This window comes from Haliscomenobacter sp. (assembly GCF_040403615.1).
Classification (GTDB): domain Bacteria; phylum Bacteroidota; class Bacteroidia; order Chitinophagales; family Saprospiraceae; genus Haliscomenobacter.
This window is the reverse complement of sequence record NZ_JBBAKG010000008.1, coordinates 51,154-68,346: the sequence shown is the minus strand read 5'-3', so window position 1 is coordinate 68,346 and position 17,193 is coordinate 51,154. Positions and strand designations below refer to the sequence as shown.

Sequence of the window (17,193 nt, the reverse complement as noted above, 5' to 3'; positions counted from 1 at the left end):
TTTTATCGCCCCTTAGGGGGTAGTTGTCCTAAATTTTTCCTTTTTTTTGCAACTCAATGATTTTTCCAACCACATCCTCCATCTGTTCGGCTACAATTTGCTTGCCAATGATGACCTTGTTGCGATCCATCAAATACACCTGCGGCGTGGTTTCTACATTGTAGGGTTTTGCAAACCTCAAAAGCGGATCATAAGCGTGTAGCCAGGCTCCTAAACCATTGTCATCCACGTATTTCCAGCAAGCTGGAATCTCACTTTCAGGAACGTAGCAAAGCGCAACCAATTTTACGCCTTTGTCCTTGTATTGATCGTAAAAGGATTTCCAAAACGGCGCCGAATGCTTGCAATGCCCACAATCGTAAGCCCAAATGATGAGCAGGGTATATTCTGCATCAAGATCGTGCAAGTTAAACTTTTTCCCTTGACGATCCATGAGTGGAATATTGGGCGAAAGTTTACCAATCAGTAAAGGCTTCAATTTTTGTGCCATTTGCACAATTTTGGCTTGCTGGTCGGCACTATTAAGTTTTACTTGACCCGTTTGCAAATATTGCTCCACCATGTGTACAAATACCGCATCCATGCCCATTACTTTGGGTTGAAGGTATTGACGTAAAAAATGTACCGCGTAGTATTCAAATGCTTCTTTATTGGGCCTCAATTGGTTCAAAATGTAATCAATGCCCACTTTCAGAGAATCGGGATGCTGAAAAAGCAGGTCATCCACATAAGTAGTGATGGCTTGAAAGTAATGCGGCGTGCGCAGCAAACGAAAATCCTGAATCGGAATATTGTCGAAGCAGTGCTTGCGGGCATACAACCAGGTTTTTATCATTTTTTCATCACTTGTCCCCGTGAATGAGGGGTACCGAATGGGCAAGGTGGCTTTGATCACCAGGGCTGCGTAAGTGCCTTTGTTTTCGCGGATGAAATTTTGTACGTACAACAATTGAGTCGAATCTGCTTTTTGCAGTAAATGTTTGAATTTTTCCTTTTGTTGCCCTTCGGGGCTGCGTTTGTATTGCGCCCTCAAGGTATCCGAAATGGGGTTTTGCTCGCTGACAAAGCGGATGTACTTTTGAAACAAGTCATTTTCCAGAGAACCCGTGAAGCGTAGATTTTGAAAGGGATCTACCACTTTCGTCTGAATGGAGAACTGTTGCTCTTTTTCAGAAACCAGGATGTCCAAGCCAATTTGTTCGGGCTCCAACACGATGGAATAAATTCCTGATTGCAAGGGTGTGGCTCCTTTAAACACAAACAGTCCGTCTGCACCTCTACTGGCTGTATCCTTGACATATTTTTGATTTCCAAAATAATAAGCCAGGGTGATTTTCTTCTCGCTGTAGCCTTCAATGCTGACTTTGATGCTGTATCCAGTAGTAGCAAACAACCACCAAGGCAGCAGCAATAATCCGATAAATAGCGTAAATCCTGTTTTCATTGGTTTAAGTTGCGTCATACTAACTGTTTGGTACACAAAATTGGCAAGTCTTTTAGAATTGTCTCCCATCCCGAATACAATTAACGACTGATTAACAGATGTAATTTTACAAAATGAGCAAAACCCTGGCTCCGCCTGATGGACTATTCTCAAAATGCAAGTCAATGTCGAGTTTTTGGGCAAAATCCTGTACCACTTGTAACCCAAAACCACTCAGCATCATTTCGTTTTTTGTCTGATTGAACCCTTGAAGCACAGCTACCGGAAACCCGGCCCCATTGTCTTCTATGCTCAAGTAGTTTTTGGCATCTTGATTCCATGCCCGCCAAGTGATTTTCCCATTTTGAACCTTCTGGAGCGCTTTACTAGAGTTGGAACTCAGGTTTTGCAGAATGATCCAAAGGTAGTTGGGATCGGTATGAATAGAAAAACCTGTAGGACAATCAAAAACCAATTCAAACTGATTTTGTACCGCAAAGGTGGCATGCAAGCGCTGAAAAAGGTCTTTTACCAACACCGTTTGTTTTTCTATCCCTGCTTGATTCATTTGTTCCTTGCTCCAGAGCAGCATGTTTTCAAGGTTCTCCAACAAGATTTCGGTATTGGCCGTAATGTTGGCCTGGTTTTGCTGCGCCAACTCGGGCGTCAACAAGTCGGGAGCATTTTTTTGCAAGTGTAGCAAGGCAATCAAATTGCTCAAGGGATGCCGCAAGTCATGACTCAACACCGCCAACAACTGTGCTTTTTGGCGATTGGCCTGATCCAGTGATAGATTGAGCTGCTGCAATTGCTGGTTGGATTTGCGCCGATTTTGACTCAAACGATAAAACAAAAAGGCGATTACCAATAGAAATAAACTGCCCAGTCCAAATGCCCATTGAATTTTGCGCTGGTTGCCAATCGTGAGCCGTTGAATGGCAATTTCTGTATTTTTTTGATCTATGAAGTAATTGCTTTCGGCTTCGGCAAGCTTGTTTTTGGTTTCTTGGGAGTAAATCGAATCGTATAGTTCGTGATATTGGTACATGGCCTGGTAGGCAATTTTATAGTTGCCTTTGGCTGCTTCCAATTCAGCGTGTAGCCCCAATAAAAGGTGCTGATTGCCCAGGTCTTGCGCCGAATCTGCCAATCCTATTGCGCGCTGGTAATAAAAAGTGGCCTTATCCAGGGCTGCTTTTTGGGTTCGTGGATTCTGTTTGGCACTTTCCAAAAACGACCAACCGATGTTCCCCAAATTGACGATCGACAATTGATGGGCAGGAAAAGTTTGATCCCAAATGGCCTGGGCTTTGAGCTGGAGCTGAAGCTTGTTAGGCAATTGTTTGATCAACAGCGCCTGGTTTTGGTATACTTCGGCCATTTTTACAGGAGCTTCAATCTGCTGGTACAAGTCCAGTGCTTTTTGATAGTACTGTATGGCTTTTATAGTGTCTTTCGTTAGGTGATAATTATTGGCCATACCGGACAAAGATTTGGCCATGCCCATGGTATCTCCTAGCATTTGGTACTTTTTCAACGCCTGTTTGGAGTAATGGAAAGCCTTGTCATAATGCTCTTGATCAAAATAAACCACGGAAATATTTTCCAACACGTTGGGAATTAAAGCATTAACTGCTGCTGATTCCGCCACCTTCAATGCTTGTAGGTATTCATTCAAGGCCTGGGTATGCTGTCCTTGTCGCAGATAAAGTGTGCCAAATGAATTGTAAGAGTTGGCAATATTGATTTGATCCTGATTTCGTTGATGGATCTCAAGTTCGATCGTCAAATAGCGCTTTGCTTTGGCGTATTCCCCTAGGTCTGTGTAAATTCTGCCAAAAATTCCATTGAAGACCGCCACTCCTTTGGGCCAGTGCATCTTTATTACATGTTTCAAACCAAGATTGGCATAATACAATGCCTGCTTCGGATCATTGGATAAGGCTTCCACAATGCTTTTGTACAACCTGGTTCTAGCTGTGTCTTCCCTGGTCTGGGGCAGCAGGCGTTTGAGCGAATCAATGGCAGTTTGTCCGGGGGATTGCACCAGAATACATGTGAACATCAACAAAACCAGATAGAGCTGTTTTCGAAACATAGATTGCATCATTGCAGCGAAAGATTGTGTTTGTATTTTCTGCCAATGGGCAACGAAATGCCCCTAACTACGATTTCAGTAGCGGTCATTTTTTCTACAAAAAAACGCTGGATGGCGTAGCTGCGGTGAATACGGGTAAAATTGCCAAACTCAGGCATCGACAGCATTGAGCCCAACGTAGACAGTACGCAATGGTTTTTTTGGGTGGTCACAATCTTGGTATAATCACCCAATGCCTCCAGATAGAGTACATCTTTAAAGCTGATGCGTTGTTGCTCATGGCCTTCTTTGATGAAAAAACTATCCGTACCCAAAAACTGATCAAAGAGGCCGGATTTTTCCCTGAGCGTGAAATGATCCTGCAATCGGGACATGGACTTGTCGAATCGGTCGGCTTTCAATGGCTTGACCAAAAAATCAAAAGCTGCGCTTTCATAACTGTCCAGCGCGTACTCCGCATGCGCCGTAATGAAAATACAAATGGGCTTAGGATCCAACAAGCTCCACAGTTCCAGTCCCGATTGCTCCGGCATGTCGATGTCTAAAAAAAGCACTTCAATTTTATTTGTCTGCAAAAAATGAGCTGCATCAAGGCCAGAAGAAAAAGTACCAGCCAAATCCAAAAAAGATACTTTGCGTACCATCGAAACGTTCATCAGCAAATCTACCGTGTCGTCGTCTACAATTATACAAGTGTGCTTGGACATCCTATTGCTTCTTTTCCCCAAATGTAGCCAACCCGGCTCGCTTATGCTGTCGTTTAGCGATAAAAAATGTAGTTTATCGAGCGGGACTTGAGCACTCGCTTGCTTACGTGTAGTTTTGGAACATACTTAACGGTTAGGTTAAGTTCCAATTTTAAATGCAACTACAATGAACCGACGCAATTTTGTGTATACAACGCTGGTCTCCTTCCCTGCCTTTGCTTTTGCCAATGAAGCCTTTGTGAATAGCTCCCCTGGGAAAGCGCTGGTGGTCAGGGCCAAAGCCAGTCGCTTTAATCAGCCAACGCCTTTTCACGGTATCAATCCCAACGACCTAAAATTGTCTTCTAAAGACACCAAGGGCAAATTGTCCACTTTCGAGTACGTAGGGGTGGAAAAAGTTGGTCCCAGTTACCATGCCCACCAGTTTCAGGACGAGGTATTCTTCGTATTGGAAGGGGAGTATGTCTTTCAAGTTGGGGATGAAAAGACCTTATTGAAGAACGGCGACTTGATCTTTTTACCCCGCACCATCCCGCATACCTGGGTACAAATTTCAGATCGGGGTCAATTGTTTTACTTTTTACAGCCTGCGGGAAAAATGGAAGAGTTTTTTCTGCAATTGACCAAGTGGGATGGTAAGGCGAGTAAGGCACAGTACGAGAAACTTGGTAAAGACTGTTCCATTCAAAACTACGGCCCCTCCATTTCTGCTACGGATCAACATACCTTGATCGATCTACCCAGCAAAGGTTTTGTGGTCAGGGCAAATAAAGGACGCTTCAAAGAAACCACCCTCATTGATGGGGTCAATGCCAATGACATCAAAGTATCGGGAAAAGATACCGGCAATGAACTGTCCATTTTTGAATACAAGGGGGTCACCAAAGGAGGACCACCTCTGCACATTCACCCCCATCAGGATGAGGTGTTTTACGTTTCAGAAGGGCGCTACCTGTTTCAATGTGGCAAGGAAAAATTTGAATTGCTCAAAGGCGATATGATTTTTTTACCCAGAACAGTACCCCACACTTTTGCCCAGCTATCCGATACCGGTAAATTGCTTTTTTTCTTTACCCCTGCGGGAAAAATGGAAGACTTTTTCAGGTCTATTGGTGGAAATGTAACTTTACCAGCCGGAACAGATCCATTTTTGGCACACGATATGAAAGTGGTAGGTGCGCCACTCCAATTTTAATCCTTTGAAAATGTACAACTATGGCATCGAATAAAAACAAACTAATTGGTTGCTTGCCGTACCTTCTGGTAGCCATTTTGCTCAGTTGGGGCATGTATGAATGCGATTATCAATACAGCTATTGGCGGGATTACCAGGTCAGACCTTGGGCCTACAATCGCGATAAAAACGCCAAATTGTTGGTTGGTAGCTGGCAAGGAAAATTCAAAGATCCAGACGGGATTGAAAAATCCATGGTCTTGGAAGTTTTTGTCCCCCTCAGCGATGCAGACCGGAGAAAAAAAGCCTCAAGATCACACCGTCGGCGAACCCGGGGGGGCTTGGGCTCGACTTCTGAAAAGCGTATGTTTGAAGGCAAAGCCCAAGTGAAAAGCCGATTGGGGATAGAAGATTACCTCCTTTCGGGCTCAGTGGGAAAAGAGGATTTTCACCAGTTGAAAATGGGCTTTCGGGCTGAAGAGGAAAAAACACGTCTGCAACCCAATTTTTGCATCAACCTGATTGAATCCGGGAATTGGAGCGAAGACAAGATGTCTCTTCAGTTGGGCTTCGCCTATTTCAAAGCGGATGGTTCCAGTTTTTGGAGCAGCTCCGATCCTCGGCACAGCTATAAAACCACTTGTCAACTTAGCCGTATTCAAAATCCCAAAAACTGATTTCAAATTCAAATAGGGGATTGTTCGACCCGATGATTTATTTTCACAGCTCATTCTAAATCAACGGAAATGATTGATAATCAAGAAGAGTATTACAATTAAGACGATAAGAAACTTACGTGTTGACGACAAAGTTTGTCAAAAAATATTAATAGTAACTTCTTCCAGATTAAACTTTCTTGTGCATGGATGGTCAAAGTTGCCAAAACCCAAACCTATGCACAAGAATTTTCCACTCTTCCTATTTTTGATCACCTGGAGTTTGCTCCTTACTGCTCAAACCTCAGTCAACACCTCTTTCGGCCCCATTCAAGGGGGAACTGAGGAGGGAATCCTCAGTTTCAAAGGCATTCCCTACGCCAAGCCACCCGTTGGAAATTTGCGTTGGAATGCTCCCCAACCTCCCAGCCCCTGGACGGTCACCCGTATGGCCACGACTTTTGCGCCAAAATGCCCTCAAAAGAATTTTGAATCCACCAAACCAGACACTTCCGTCACCGAAGGGGTGGAAGACTGCCTTTACCTCAATGTGTGGACTCCTGCCCTGACGGGATCTCGCCCCGTGATGTTTTTCATCCACGGTGGAGGCAATCAGCAGGGTTCGGCCACCGAAAGCGTCAATGGCGCTTTGCTGTACACCGGAAAATACATCGCTTCGCGCAAAGATGTCGTAGTAGTGACCATCAACTACCGCCTGGGGCCATTGGGCTTTTTGGCACATCCTGCGCTTGCCAAGGGTGCAAGCAAAACCTCGGGAAATTACGGTACCATGGATCAAATCCTCGCGCTGGAGTGGGTCAAAAGCAATATTGCCGCATTTGGTGGAGATCCCAACAACGTCATGGTTTTTGGAGAATCAGCTGGGGCCGTAAATACTTCGGTGTTACTCGCAGTTCCTTCTGCCAAAGGTTTGTTTCACCGAGCGGGGATTCAAAGTGGTTCTCCAGTGGCTAGCCCTTATGCGCTCGCCGAATCAAATGGAAAATCCTTTGCCACTTCGATGGGTTGCACCACGGGCACTTTGGAGCAACAATTGGCTTGCTTGAATGCGCTGCCTGTTGATAAAATCATTTCCGTTCTGGACAATCCTTTGGCTGGGGGCAAGGTGAGCCTGGGCTGGGGGCCAGTAGTAGACGGAATTGTGCTGCCCAAAGACCCTGCGCTCACCATTGTAACGGGACAACACAACCGAATGCCTGTATTGATGGGTTCCAATGCTGATGAAATGGCGGCCTTTAGCCCATTGGTGGTTACGCCTGCTCAGGTCCGTACCTTATTTGCCTCTTATGTGCCCAACGCATACGAAGCAGAAGGATTGAGTCTTTACCCGCCAGGAACAACCAATGCCCAAGCCAGACAATCGTACATTCAAGCCCTGACCGATGCCCAGTTTACCGCTCCTGCGCGTCGGCTGGCACGTGGTATGGATTTGGCACAAACGGAACCCGTATGGCGTTACTTCTTTTCCCACGCTCAGGCTGGGTTGGGCAGTTTTTATGGCAGCACTCATGGCCTGGAATTGCCTTATTTGTTTCAAACCATAGAAGACACGAATTACGGCAAAAGTGCCTCCTACAACAACAACGACAAAGTTGTAGCCAAAGCGTTCCTGGACTACTGGACCAACTTTGCCCGCACCGGAAACCCCAACGGTACAGGCATTACCGTATGGCCAACGTATGATTGGCAAAAAGACTCCTACATCGACATCAAGTCACCAGTAGTAAGTGGGGAAGGACTACGTACCCAAAAAAGTGATTACTGGGATCGAGCCAGAGGAGTAGCAACCTCTACAAAGAATCCTTTGTCAACCAAAGATTTAAAAATGCAAGTTCCCTCGATCTATCAGGATGGTGCTCGAATCAATTTGAGCCTGGAAGAAGCGCTACCAATCCAGATTGAGGTGTACAACCTGTTGGGTCAAAAAATCTCCACAGTTTTTCAGGGCCAAATGGGTGCTGGTGAACATGAGTTTGAGCTGAATATCCCTGCTGGAGCTGAAGGTTTGTTGCTGGTGCGGGCACAAGCGGGGGCAAGTGGGAGTGTAGCTAAAATTTGGAAAAAGTGATGCGTGGCAGCTTCGCTGCTGTTTTATTCCACCACCTTAGGCACTTGAGACACCTAAGGGTCACCTAAGTCAATGCATTTTCTTAGGTGATTCTAAAGTGACTGAGGTGGTAGAATAAAACAGCAGCGAAGCTGCCCCCAAATCAAATCCCAAAATACAAATTCGAGTAGATCTCCATCATCAGCCCCTTGCGCACTTCATCCAATTCGGTAAGATGAGAGGGGAGGTGCTTTTCAATTTCACCAGCTTTTTGGAGTTTTTGCTTCCATATTTTTTCCAATGCGCTCATGGCGTAGCTGTTGCGTGGACAAATCTTGGAAGTTAAGGTGATGGATTCATCCAATAAATTGGCGATGGTGCCAAAAGCATGGTCGTCTACCTGAATGCTTTCCAATTCGCGGTAAACGTCGTCTAGTGTTTTGCTCGTGATGCCGTGCATGATCTATGATTAAGGATTGTTGCCCGGAGAAGAGGGTGGACGATAAAAAGGCTACGAAAAAAGCCTTCTTCTCCAGGTATCAATCAAGTGATTATTCCACAATGATTTCATCAACAAAGAGCCAGGAACGATTTCCTGCACCGGGTGCGCCCGCTGGGATTTCCCCAAAATTGCTGATTTCTAGCTTGAGGTAACGCGCTTTGGCCTTTTTTAATGCTATGGTTGGTGCAACAATGTTGTCTTTACCCGCAGCGATGGTGCTGCTTTGGGATTTTTCAAAACGATTTTCATCGTTGCTCCAGCTCAATTTCACGGCTTTAGGCGCATACACCCATTGGCCCGCGCTACTGAAAAAACGCAGCTTAACGGCTTTTACCGCAGTAGCTTTGCCTAGGTCGATTACCGCAACCAAGTCTTTTCCAGAAAATCCCAGCCATTCTGCATCATTGAACCGTAGGTTGCTGCCAACCACGCCATTGATCAAGGATCCATTGCCTGATCCACTGTACTGAGGTGATGGAGGGGTACTCAAGGTGATTTTTTTACCCGCTGCACGGTGAAAGTTGAGTTCCAGTTTGGCAGAACGGCCAATCGCTTGTCCGTCCAGGAAGGATTGAAACACGTAGGTTCCAGTTTGATTTAAGTCAAGTTTATTGCCAATAGCTGGGCTAGTCACAGTAGGGGAGGAGCCATTGCTGGAATACCGAATTGTGCCTTGTTGGGACGGATTGGATGCGTTTATTTTTACCCCATTTCCTTCGGCGGCAGCTTGAACGTCAATATCAAAGAGGTGGTTTCCAAAATTGTAGCCCTCTCTTTTCCAGACTTGCTGGTGCGTAAGCAGTCGATTCACAAAATCTGGAAAGTTCTTTTGTGCTTCGCCAGACCAGGTCACTTCGGCCAATGCCTGTACTCTGGGATTGGCCATGTATTGCAATTTGGAGGGTTCTTTGATGTATTCCGTCCACAAGTTGGCTTGGGCGCCCAGAATGTATTTGGCCTGTTCTGCATTCAGTTCTTTCGGAATGGGGTTGTAACTGTATACCTTTTTCAGGGGTAAGTATCCGCCAATGGCCAAGGGTTCGTCGGGATGCAAGGACTGGTAGTAATCAATGTAGCAATAAGAGGTAGGCGTCATGATGACGGTATGGTTTTGCTTGGCGGCTTCGATGCCGCCTTCTGTGCCCCGCCAAGACATTACCGTAGCATTGGGAGCCAGGCCCCCCTCTAAAATCTCGTCCCAACCAATGATTTGTTTGCCGTGCTGGTTCAAGTATTTTTCAATACGCCGGATGAAATAGCTTTGCAATTCATGCTCATCCTTGAGTTTTTCCCGCTTGATGATCTCCTGCGCCACCGCATTGGTCTTCCATTGATCCTTGGGGCATTCATCTCCACCAATGTGGATGTACGGGCTGGGAAACAAAGGGATTACCTCACTCAAAACATCTTCCAAAAATTTGAAAGTGGCTTCATTGGGGCAAAATACATTTTTAGAAACGCCCCAATAGGTCGCTACTCCCAATTTTTGATCTGTACATCCCAATTCGGGATAGGCAGCAATGGCAGCCTGTGCATGTCCCGGCATTTCAATCTCGGGAATAATCGTAATGAAGCGCTGACGGGCATATTCTACAATGTCCTTGACCTCTTCCTGGGTATAAAAACCACCATGCTTTTGCCCATCAAATTTTTTTGGGGCATCGTTGCTTAGTTTTCCAACCAGGGTTTCATTGCGCCAGGCGGAAATTTCTTGCAGTTTAGGGTACTTTTTGATTTCGATGCGCCAGCCCTGATCTTCGGTCAGGTGCCAATGAAAGCGATTGATTTTGTACCGAGCCAACATATCGATAAAGGATTTCACCTGTTCGGGCCCAAAGAAGTAGCGGCCTACATCCAGCATGACGCCCCGGTAACCAAAAGCAGGCTGATCCTGGATGTCAACGCAGGGTAAGCTGCTTTGCCCTGTGGCCCTAACCGGAAACAACTGAATCAACGATTGAATGCCATAAAACAAACCGGCTGGCTGCCAGGCCTGGATTTTGATTTGATCTGGAGTGATTTGGAGGGAGTAACCTTCCGCTAGTTGCACGTTGGGGCTAAGTTCCAGAATAATGGTATTCTTCTCTGCTTTTCCAAATGCAAGGCTGTATCCCGCGTAACTGTTGAGCCATTGATTGAAATAGCTTGCGGCAAGGCCTACGTTCTCGTTTCCCAAGTCAAAACGAATATTGGTTTGACTACTCACAACAAATTGCCCTGACTTGGCAGTAATTTGTTGTGGGAGGGGGATAATGGGAAGAGATTGGGCAAGAATGTAGCCCCAACTGAACAATATCAGCAACAAGCCAATTAAATATTTCATGCAATCTGGTTTAAAAAAATCGCTCGGGCGTAGTCTAAAATAGGTTAAGTAGAGACGCGATTTATCACGTCCCTACTTATAATGAGATCTATACAGACATTAAAACTTCCAGCGGCGGAATGCTTCAATTGCTTCGTACTCTGCCAAACCCAGTTGGCGGTAAATATGAGCCGTATCCCGGTTGCGGTCTTCGGCGCGTTGCCAAAACTCCCGTTCATCATTGCCAGGGAATGGTGGACGGTCTTTTTGCGACTGGTGCATAAAGATGGCCCGGCGCTTTTTGAGCAACTGCTCTGGACTGATCGGCACCGCCATTTCAATTTCGTGGGTAGACCATTCGTGCCAAGCACCCCGGTACAACCACAACCAGCAATCTTTCATCCATGCTTCTTCTTTCAGCGCTTCGAAAGACATGAAGATCGCATCCAAACAAACCCGGTGGGTACCGTGTGGATCGGCCAGGTCGCCTGCTGCGAACACCTGATGCGGTTTGATTTTGGCCATTAGTTCGTTGATGATCTTTACATCATCTTCGCCAACCGGATTTTTTCTGGTGCGACCTGTTTCATAAAATGGCAAATCGAGGAAATGGATGTGTTCGTCGTCTAGACCACAAGAGCGAGCTCCGGCACGGGCTTCACCTCTACGGATGAGTCCTTTTACAGAGCGCAACTCGGCAATGTCCATTTCGTCCGACTTCTTATTGTGCAAAAACTTCAGGATCTTCTTGTAGTTTTTGGCCAAATCTTCCTTGTGGCCATTGTTGGCCCCAGATTCATTGTATTCCTGCAAAAACTCCACAAAACGCAAGGCATCGTAATCGTGTACCGCAATGTTGCCCGAAGTTTGATAAGCTACGTGTACGTCGTGTCCTTGCTCAACGAGGCGCAAAAAAGTTCCGCCCATCGAAATGACGTCGTCATCTGGGTGTGGACTAAAGATGATCACCCGCTTCTTGGCCGGTTTGGCACGTTCTGGACGGGTAGAGTCATCGGCATTGGGCTTGCCACCTGGCCACCCGGTGATGGTATGCTGCAAACGGTTGAAAATCTTGATATTGATCTCGTATGCTGCGGCATATTCCAGCGTCAAATCACTCAAGCCGTGTTCGTTGTAGTCCTCACTGGTGAGTTTAAGGATCGGCTTGCCTACTTTTTGCGACAGCCAAATGACCGCTTTGCAAATCAGGTCATCGTCCCAGTTGCAAATGCCAATCAACCAGGGGGATTGGTACTTGGTCAATTCTTCCGCTGCACCAGAATCTACATGAAAACGGGTGTTGGGGTGTTTTTGCAAAAAAGAGGAAGGTACCGAAGGGGTAATCTCATCTTCAACTGCTTTTCTAACCACCTCGGCTTTGTGCTGCCCCCAGGCCAACAAGTGAATGGACTTGGCCTTGAGAATAGACCGAATTCCCATGGTCATGGCGCGGTAAGGCACATCTTCCTCATTGGGGAAGTCTTTGAGGGCGTCCCGGCGGGTCAGGGCATCTAGCCGCACCATGCGGGTATCGGAAGTGTCCCACGATCCCGGTTCGTTGAAACCAATGTGTCCGGTGCGGCCAATACCCAGCAATTGAATATCGATGCCTCCCAGCAATTCTATTTGCTTGTCGTACTGGCGGCAATATTCTTCCACCTGATCAATGGGCAGCGTACCGTCAGGGATATGTATGTTCTCTTTCTTGATGTCGATGTGGTCAAAAAGGTATTCGCGCATAAAACGCACATAACTTTGTTGTGCATCCGGCTTCATTGGGTAATACTCATCGAGGTTGAAGGTAATTACGTTCTTGAAACTCAAGCCTTCCTCTTTGTGCAGTCGTACCAATTCCTGGTACACCTGGATAGGGGAGGAGCCAGTAGCGAGGCCCAATACAATGTTTTCACCTTCCTGTTGCCTTTGACGAATGGCCAAAGCAATGGTTTGGGCTACGTGCTTTGAGCCTTCGCGGGCATCTGCCCAAACTTTTGTCGGGATTTTTTCTACCGACTTGAGTTGGTATTTAAGAAAGTCCATATGGAACGGTTTTTCAGGTTTTTTAACGGTTGAATATTGTAAGTACTTTCAGCGTCGATAAATCAAGGATGCTGCTCCCAACAAGGCAGCGTCTTCACTGCCGAGTTCAGAAAGCTTCAGTTCCGATTTGCCTTTAAACATCGCGATGGTATGCTTTTCGAGGCTTTTCTTGGCGGGGTCCAAAATCAGGGATCCGGCCAAGGCTAGGCCACCCGCTAAAAAAACAGCCTGTGGGTCAAACAGTACAATGAGGTCGGCGATTTTGTAGCCCAACATTTCTCCAGTGAGCCGAAAAGCTTCCTGCGCCAAAAAGTCGCCATCCTGAGCGGCCTGAGTGATGTCTCGTGCACTCAACTGATGGAAGCTGTAATTGCGCAAAGGGCTATCGTAGGTCGTTTGGCAAATCAGTTCAAAAACCGTGCGCTTGATTCCGGTGGCGGAGACATAGGTTTCGAGGCAGCCGTTTTGACCACAGCCACATTTGCGACCATCCCGTACCACAAACGTATGCCCAAATTCACTGGCCAGTCCATGGTTGCCAATCACTACTTTGCCATCCACGATCACCCCTGAACCCAAGCCCGTTCCCAAGGTCACCAATGCATAATTGTTCATGCCTTTGGCTCCGCCAAATTGGCCTTCGCCGATGGCTGCAACATTGGCATCGTTGGCCAGCCGAGTGGGCAGTCCACATTGCTCTTCGACCAATTGTCGAACCGGAAGGGTTTCCGTAAAAGGCAGATTTGCCGCACCTGTAATTGTTCCGGAAAGCTCGTCGCAGGCAGGGGCGCCAATGCCAATACCAATGATCGTATGCGTATCGCTCATCCGCTGCTGCAATTCCAAAACTGAATTGGTAATGGCCGCAATAAACTTTTCGCCACCTCTTTGAGCCTGGGTGTTAAAACTGCTGCGCTCCAATATTTGACCAGCCGAATCTATTATGGCCAACTTGGTACCTGTTCCGCCAATATCAATCCCAATTACTGCATTGTTTTTCACTTGAACGTTCAATTTCGTGGTTGTTGAGGCAAAATAGTACGCTTCAGCGCTATTTTCTCATCTTGAGGCAAAGGTAGGTTATTTTTTGATTGTGTGTGCGCACACGCAGTGAAAAATTTTTAAAGTTTGCGCGAACAGACTTTTTTCTATCTTTGCGTGTGCGCACACCCTAAAATTATATTCTGAATTTTTTTCAAATTAGTTGATGAACAAAAGGACAACCATAAAAGACATTGCGGCGCAAGCGGGGGTTTCAACGGGAACGGTTGATCGAGTCATCCATGATCGTGGGCGAGTTTCTGTGGAGGTCAAGGAAAAAGTATTGCAGGTGATGCAAGACCTTAATTTTGAACCCAATTTAATTGCAAGTACCCTGGCATTCAATCGCATCTTGACCATGGGCGTGTTGATGCCAGCATTGCACAGCGATCCATACTGGGATCAGCCGCTGTTGGGAATGCGCAGGGCGCAACGCGCGGTGAAGCATTATGGTGTTGTACTGGGCGAGCAAATGTTCGACTTGTTTAATCCCCAGGATTTCCAGAACAAAGCACTAGAATTAATCGCGCAGAAACCCGATGCCCTGGTTTTCCCCCCCATTTTCCTGAAGGAATCCCTGCTGATTTTGGATCATTGCGCCGAAGCACAAATCCCGACCATCCTCATCAATACCGACGTCGAGCATCCACAAGTCATGTCGTACATTGGACAAGATTCCTACCAAAGTGGCGTTCTTGCAGGTAAATTGTTGCAATTTGCCATGGATGGCCCTGGGGCAATTTTACTGCTGAATTTGGACAAAGAAACCGCCAACGCCAAGCACTTGATGGATAAGGAACGAGGGCTGCGCCACTATTTTAGCCAAAATAAACTCATCAATTTTCCAATTCATCGACAGGATGTAGAAGAATTTGATGCTCCAGAATTCTTGAAAGCGCAGTTGTATAATCTTTTCCAACAGTATAAAAACATCAAAGCAGTTTTTGTGAGCAACTCAAGGGCTTATAAACTGGTAGAGGCGCTGGAAGGCCACCCGTTTGATCAACTGCGGATTCTGGGCTTCGATCTAATACCCAACAATCTGAAGTTTTTACAAATGGGTAAAGTTGATTTTTTGATCAATCAAAACGCTAACTATCAGGGGTATTCGGCCATAAAAAATCTGACCGATTATTTCATTTTTAAGAAACAATTGCCTAGAGTACAACACCTGCCATTGGACATTGTAGTAGCCGAGAATGCTGCCTATTACACGAAAAGAGAATTGGGAAACTAATCCAACAAATACCAAATGAAGCTACGGTCAGCAACAAAAAATTTTGAACAAAAAAATAGCGGGAAGAAAAGAGCGAGATGTGTATAAGCCCAAAAAAAATATTTGCGCCCAGACCCAAAGGTTTACAGGCAGTTCCACTTTTTTGGCCCTCCTAAAAAGAAAAAAGTCGACGAACGGATTTTCCTAAACCGATTCTTTTTTCCATCTTTGTATTCCTCCGATGAAGGGAACGGTTTGAACTAGATGTAATGCTAACGCATTTACTCAAACTATACATTTTTACTAACTTACTGATACGCTCTCTATTACAAATTGAGACTATTTATTGTATAACGCTATTGGCGAAAGATTCTGGAGAATGGTTAAAGATCATGCTACAGTGTGGGAGAGCTGTCTGCAAAACATTCGCAACAATGTTAACATGCAGGCATTCAGGACTTGGTTTGAGCCCATCAAAGCCATTAGGCTTGATGGAAACGCGCTGACCATTCAAGTACCCAACAAGTACTTCTATGAATGGTTGGAAGAGCACTATGTGTCGCTACTCAAAACAAGTATCCGCAGTCAACTGGGTGATAAGGGTCGCCTGGAATACCAAATTTTGGTGAACGACTCGCGTGAAGAGGAGAAACGTAAACACATTGCTATTTCGAATGGAAGCTTTGAAAAAGCCCAAACGAACAGTAGTACATTTTCTATTTCTGAGCAACTTCCTTACTACAATAATGTGGACACCGATTCCATCAAAAATCCCTTTGTAATACCAGGGATTAAAAAGATGCGGGTAGATCCACAACTGAACCCCAACTATCGCTTCGACAATTACATCGAAGGCGATTGCAACCGTCTGGCGCGTTCGGCTGGCTATGCTATTTCGCGCAAACCTGGACAAACGTCCTTCAACCCGCTGGTCATTTTTGGCAACGTTGGCTTGGGCAAAACCCACCTTGCGCAGGCAATCGGCAATGAGATTCTGGAAAAGTTTCCTACCAAAACCGTGCTTTACGTTTCTGCAGAAAAATTTACCAACCAGATCATCGCGGGCATCAAAAACAATGCCATCAATGATGTGGTTACTTTTTACCAGCTCATCGATGTGTTGATTGTGGATGACATCCAGTTTTTGGAAGGAAAGAAAAAGACCCAAGACATCTTTTTCCACATTTTCAACCAGCTGCACCAAAACGGCAAACAAATTATCCTGACAGCCGACCGCCCTCCGAAAGATTTACAGGATATGGAAGAACGCCTGATTTCTCGTTTCAAATGGGGCCTTTCTGCTGATGTTCAAGCTCCCGACCTTGAAACAAGAATCGCCATCCTTGAACACAAGATGATGAAAGAGGGCGTAGAAATCGCGCAGGACGTAACCGAGTTCATTTGCTACAACATCAAAAACAACATCCGCGAACTGGAAGGCGTATTGATCAGCTTGATCGCCCAGTCTTCACTTAATCGCCGCGAGATCGACATCGATTTGGCTAAAGAAGTGGTGCGGAATTTTGTGACCGAAATCAATAAAGAAATCACCGTCGAGTTCATCCAAAAACTCGTAGCGGATCACTTCAAAGTTCCCGTAGAAACCCTTAACGGCAAAACCCGCAAACGATCCATCGTTATTGCGCGCCAACTCAGCATGTACCTGGCCAAAAACATGACCGACCGTTCCTTAAAGGCACTCGGCGAAGTTTTCGGTGGTCGGGACCACAGCACCGTGATTTATTCTTGCCGCACCGTCCAGGATTTGATGGAGACCGATCCGTTTTTCAAAGAGACCGTGAGCGATCTGGAAAAGAAAATCCGCATGAGCTTGAGTGAGAAATAATCTCGTCAGCTTTATTTTTTATGTTAAAAAGCATCAAGGACAAATCGTTCTTGATGCTTTTTCTGTATTTATACTATTTTGCTGCCTGAAACTTACTCCCATGACTCATCCTCATGGGAT

General features: G+C 45.9%; 12 protein-coding genes. 5 read left to right on the top strand and 7 right to left on the bottom strand.

The window, feature by feature from the left end:
• Nucleotides 1-28 precede the first annotated feature (28 nt).
• The 3 genes from ABW391_RS04340 to ABW391_RS04330 form a co-directional block, all read right to left on the bottom strand.
• Nucleotides 29-1,462, bottom strand: a complete 1,434-nt coding sequence (locus ABW391_RS04340) for a redoxin family protein (RefSeq protein ID WP_353480605.1) — start codon at nucleotides 1,460-1,462, stop codon at nucleotides 29-31.
• A gap of 88 nt (nucleotides 1,463-1,550) precedes the next feature.
• Complete coding sequence (locus ABW391_RS04335) at nucleotides 1,551-3,533, bottom strand: ATP-binding protein (protein WP_353480604.1); 1,983 nt, start codon at nucleotides 3,531-3,533, stop codon at nucleotides 1,551-1,553.
• Entirely contained in the window at nucleotides 3,530-4,228 is a 699-nt protein-coding gene (locus tag ABW391_RS04330; RefSeq protein WP_353480603.1) for a LytR/AlgR family response regulator transcription factor, read from the bottom strand. The genes ABW391_RS04335 and ABW391_RS04330 overlap by 4 nt, the downstream gene beginning before the upstream one ends.
• Nucleotides 4,229-4,394: 166 nt before the next feature.
• On the opposite strand from ABW391_RS04330, the gene ABW391_RS04325 reads away from it, so the two are divergent.
• The 3 genes from ABW391_RS04325 (at nucleotide 4,395) to ABW391_RS04315 (ending at nucleotide 8,147) form a co-directional block, all read left to right on the top strand.
• On the top strand, nucleotides 4,395-5,423 hold the full coding sequence (locus ABW391_RS04325; protein WP_353480602.1) for a cupin domain-containing protein: 1,029 nt from the start codon (nucleotides 4,395-4,397) through the stop codon (nucleotides 5,421-5,423).
• A gap of 20 nt (nucleotides 5,424-5,443) precedes the next feature.
• Complete coding sequence (locus ABW391_RS04320; RefSeq protein ID WP_353480601.1) at nucleotides 5,444-6,079, top strand: hypothetical protein; 636 nt, start codon at nucleotides 5,444-5,446, stop codon at nucleotides 6,077-6,079.
• Between the two features lie 217 nt (nucleotides 6,080-6,296).
• Nucleotides 6,297-8,147, top strand: coding sequence for a carboxylesterase/lipase family protein (locus tag ABW391_RS04315; protein ID WP_353480600.1), 1,851 nt, complete (start codon nucleotides 6,297-6,299; stop codon nucleotides 8,145-8,147).
• 142 nt (nucleotides 8,148-8,289) lie between these two features.
• Here ABW391_RS04315 and ABW391_RS04310 read toward each other — a convergent pair whose 3' ends face one another.
• From ABW391_RS04310 to ABW391_RS04295, 4 genes are all read right to left on the bottom strand, one after another.
• Nucleotides 8,290-8,586, bottom strand: coding sequence for a hypothetical protein (locus tag ABW391_RS04310; protein ID WP_353480599.1), 297 nt, complete (start codon nucleotides 8,584-8,586; stop codon nucleotides 8,290-8,292).
• A gap of 91 nt (nucleotides 8,587-8,677) precedes the next feature.
• Nucleotides 8,678-10,951: a glycoside hydrolase family 20 protein gene (locus ABW391_RS04305; RefSeq protein WP_353480598.1), complete on the bottom strand. Its 2,274-nt coding sequence runs from the start codon at nucleotides 10,949-10,951 to the stop codon at nucleotides 8,678-8,680.
• 99 nt (nucleotides 10,952-11,050) lie between these two features.
• Nucleotides 11,051-12,970: a glucosamine-6-phosphate deaminase gene (gene nagB / locus ABW391_RS04300; RefSeq protein ID WP_353480597.1), complete on the bottom strand. Its 1,920-nt coding sequence runs from the start codon at nucleotides 12,968-12,970 to the stop codon at nucleotides 11,051-11,053.
• Between the two features lie 48 nt (nucleotides 12,971-13,018).
• A complete protein-coding gene (locus tag ABW391_RS04295) occupies nucleotides 13,019-13,972 on the bottom strand; it encodes an ROK family protein (protein WP_353480596.1) in 954 nt (317 codons plus the stop codon).
• A gap of 205 nt (nucleotides 13,973-14,177) precedes the next feature.
• Between ABW391_RS04295 and ABW391_RS04290 the strand changes: the two genes are divergently transcribed.
• Both ABW391_RS04290 and dnaA read left to right on the top strand, forming a co-directional pair.
• Nucleotides 14,178-15,248: a substrate-binding domain-containing protein gene (locus tag ABW391_RS04290; protein WP_353480595.1), complete on the top strand. Its 1,071-nt coding sequence runs from the start codon at nucleotides 14,178-14,180 to the stop codon at nucleotides 15,246-15,248.
• A 358-nt stretch (nucleotides 15,249-15,606) separates the two neighbouring features.
• On the top strand, nucleotides 15,607-17,073 hold the full coding sequence (gene dnaA, locus ABW391_RS04285; RefSeq protein ID WP_353480594.1) for a chromosomal replication initiator protein DnaA: 1,467 nt from the start codon (nucleotides 15,607-15,609) through the stop codon (nucleotides 17,071-17,073).
• Nucleotides 17,074-17,193: the final 120 nt, after the last annotated feature.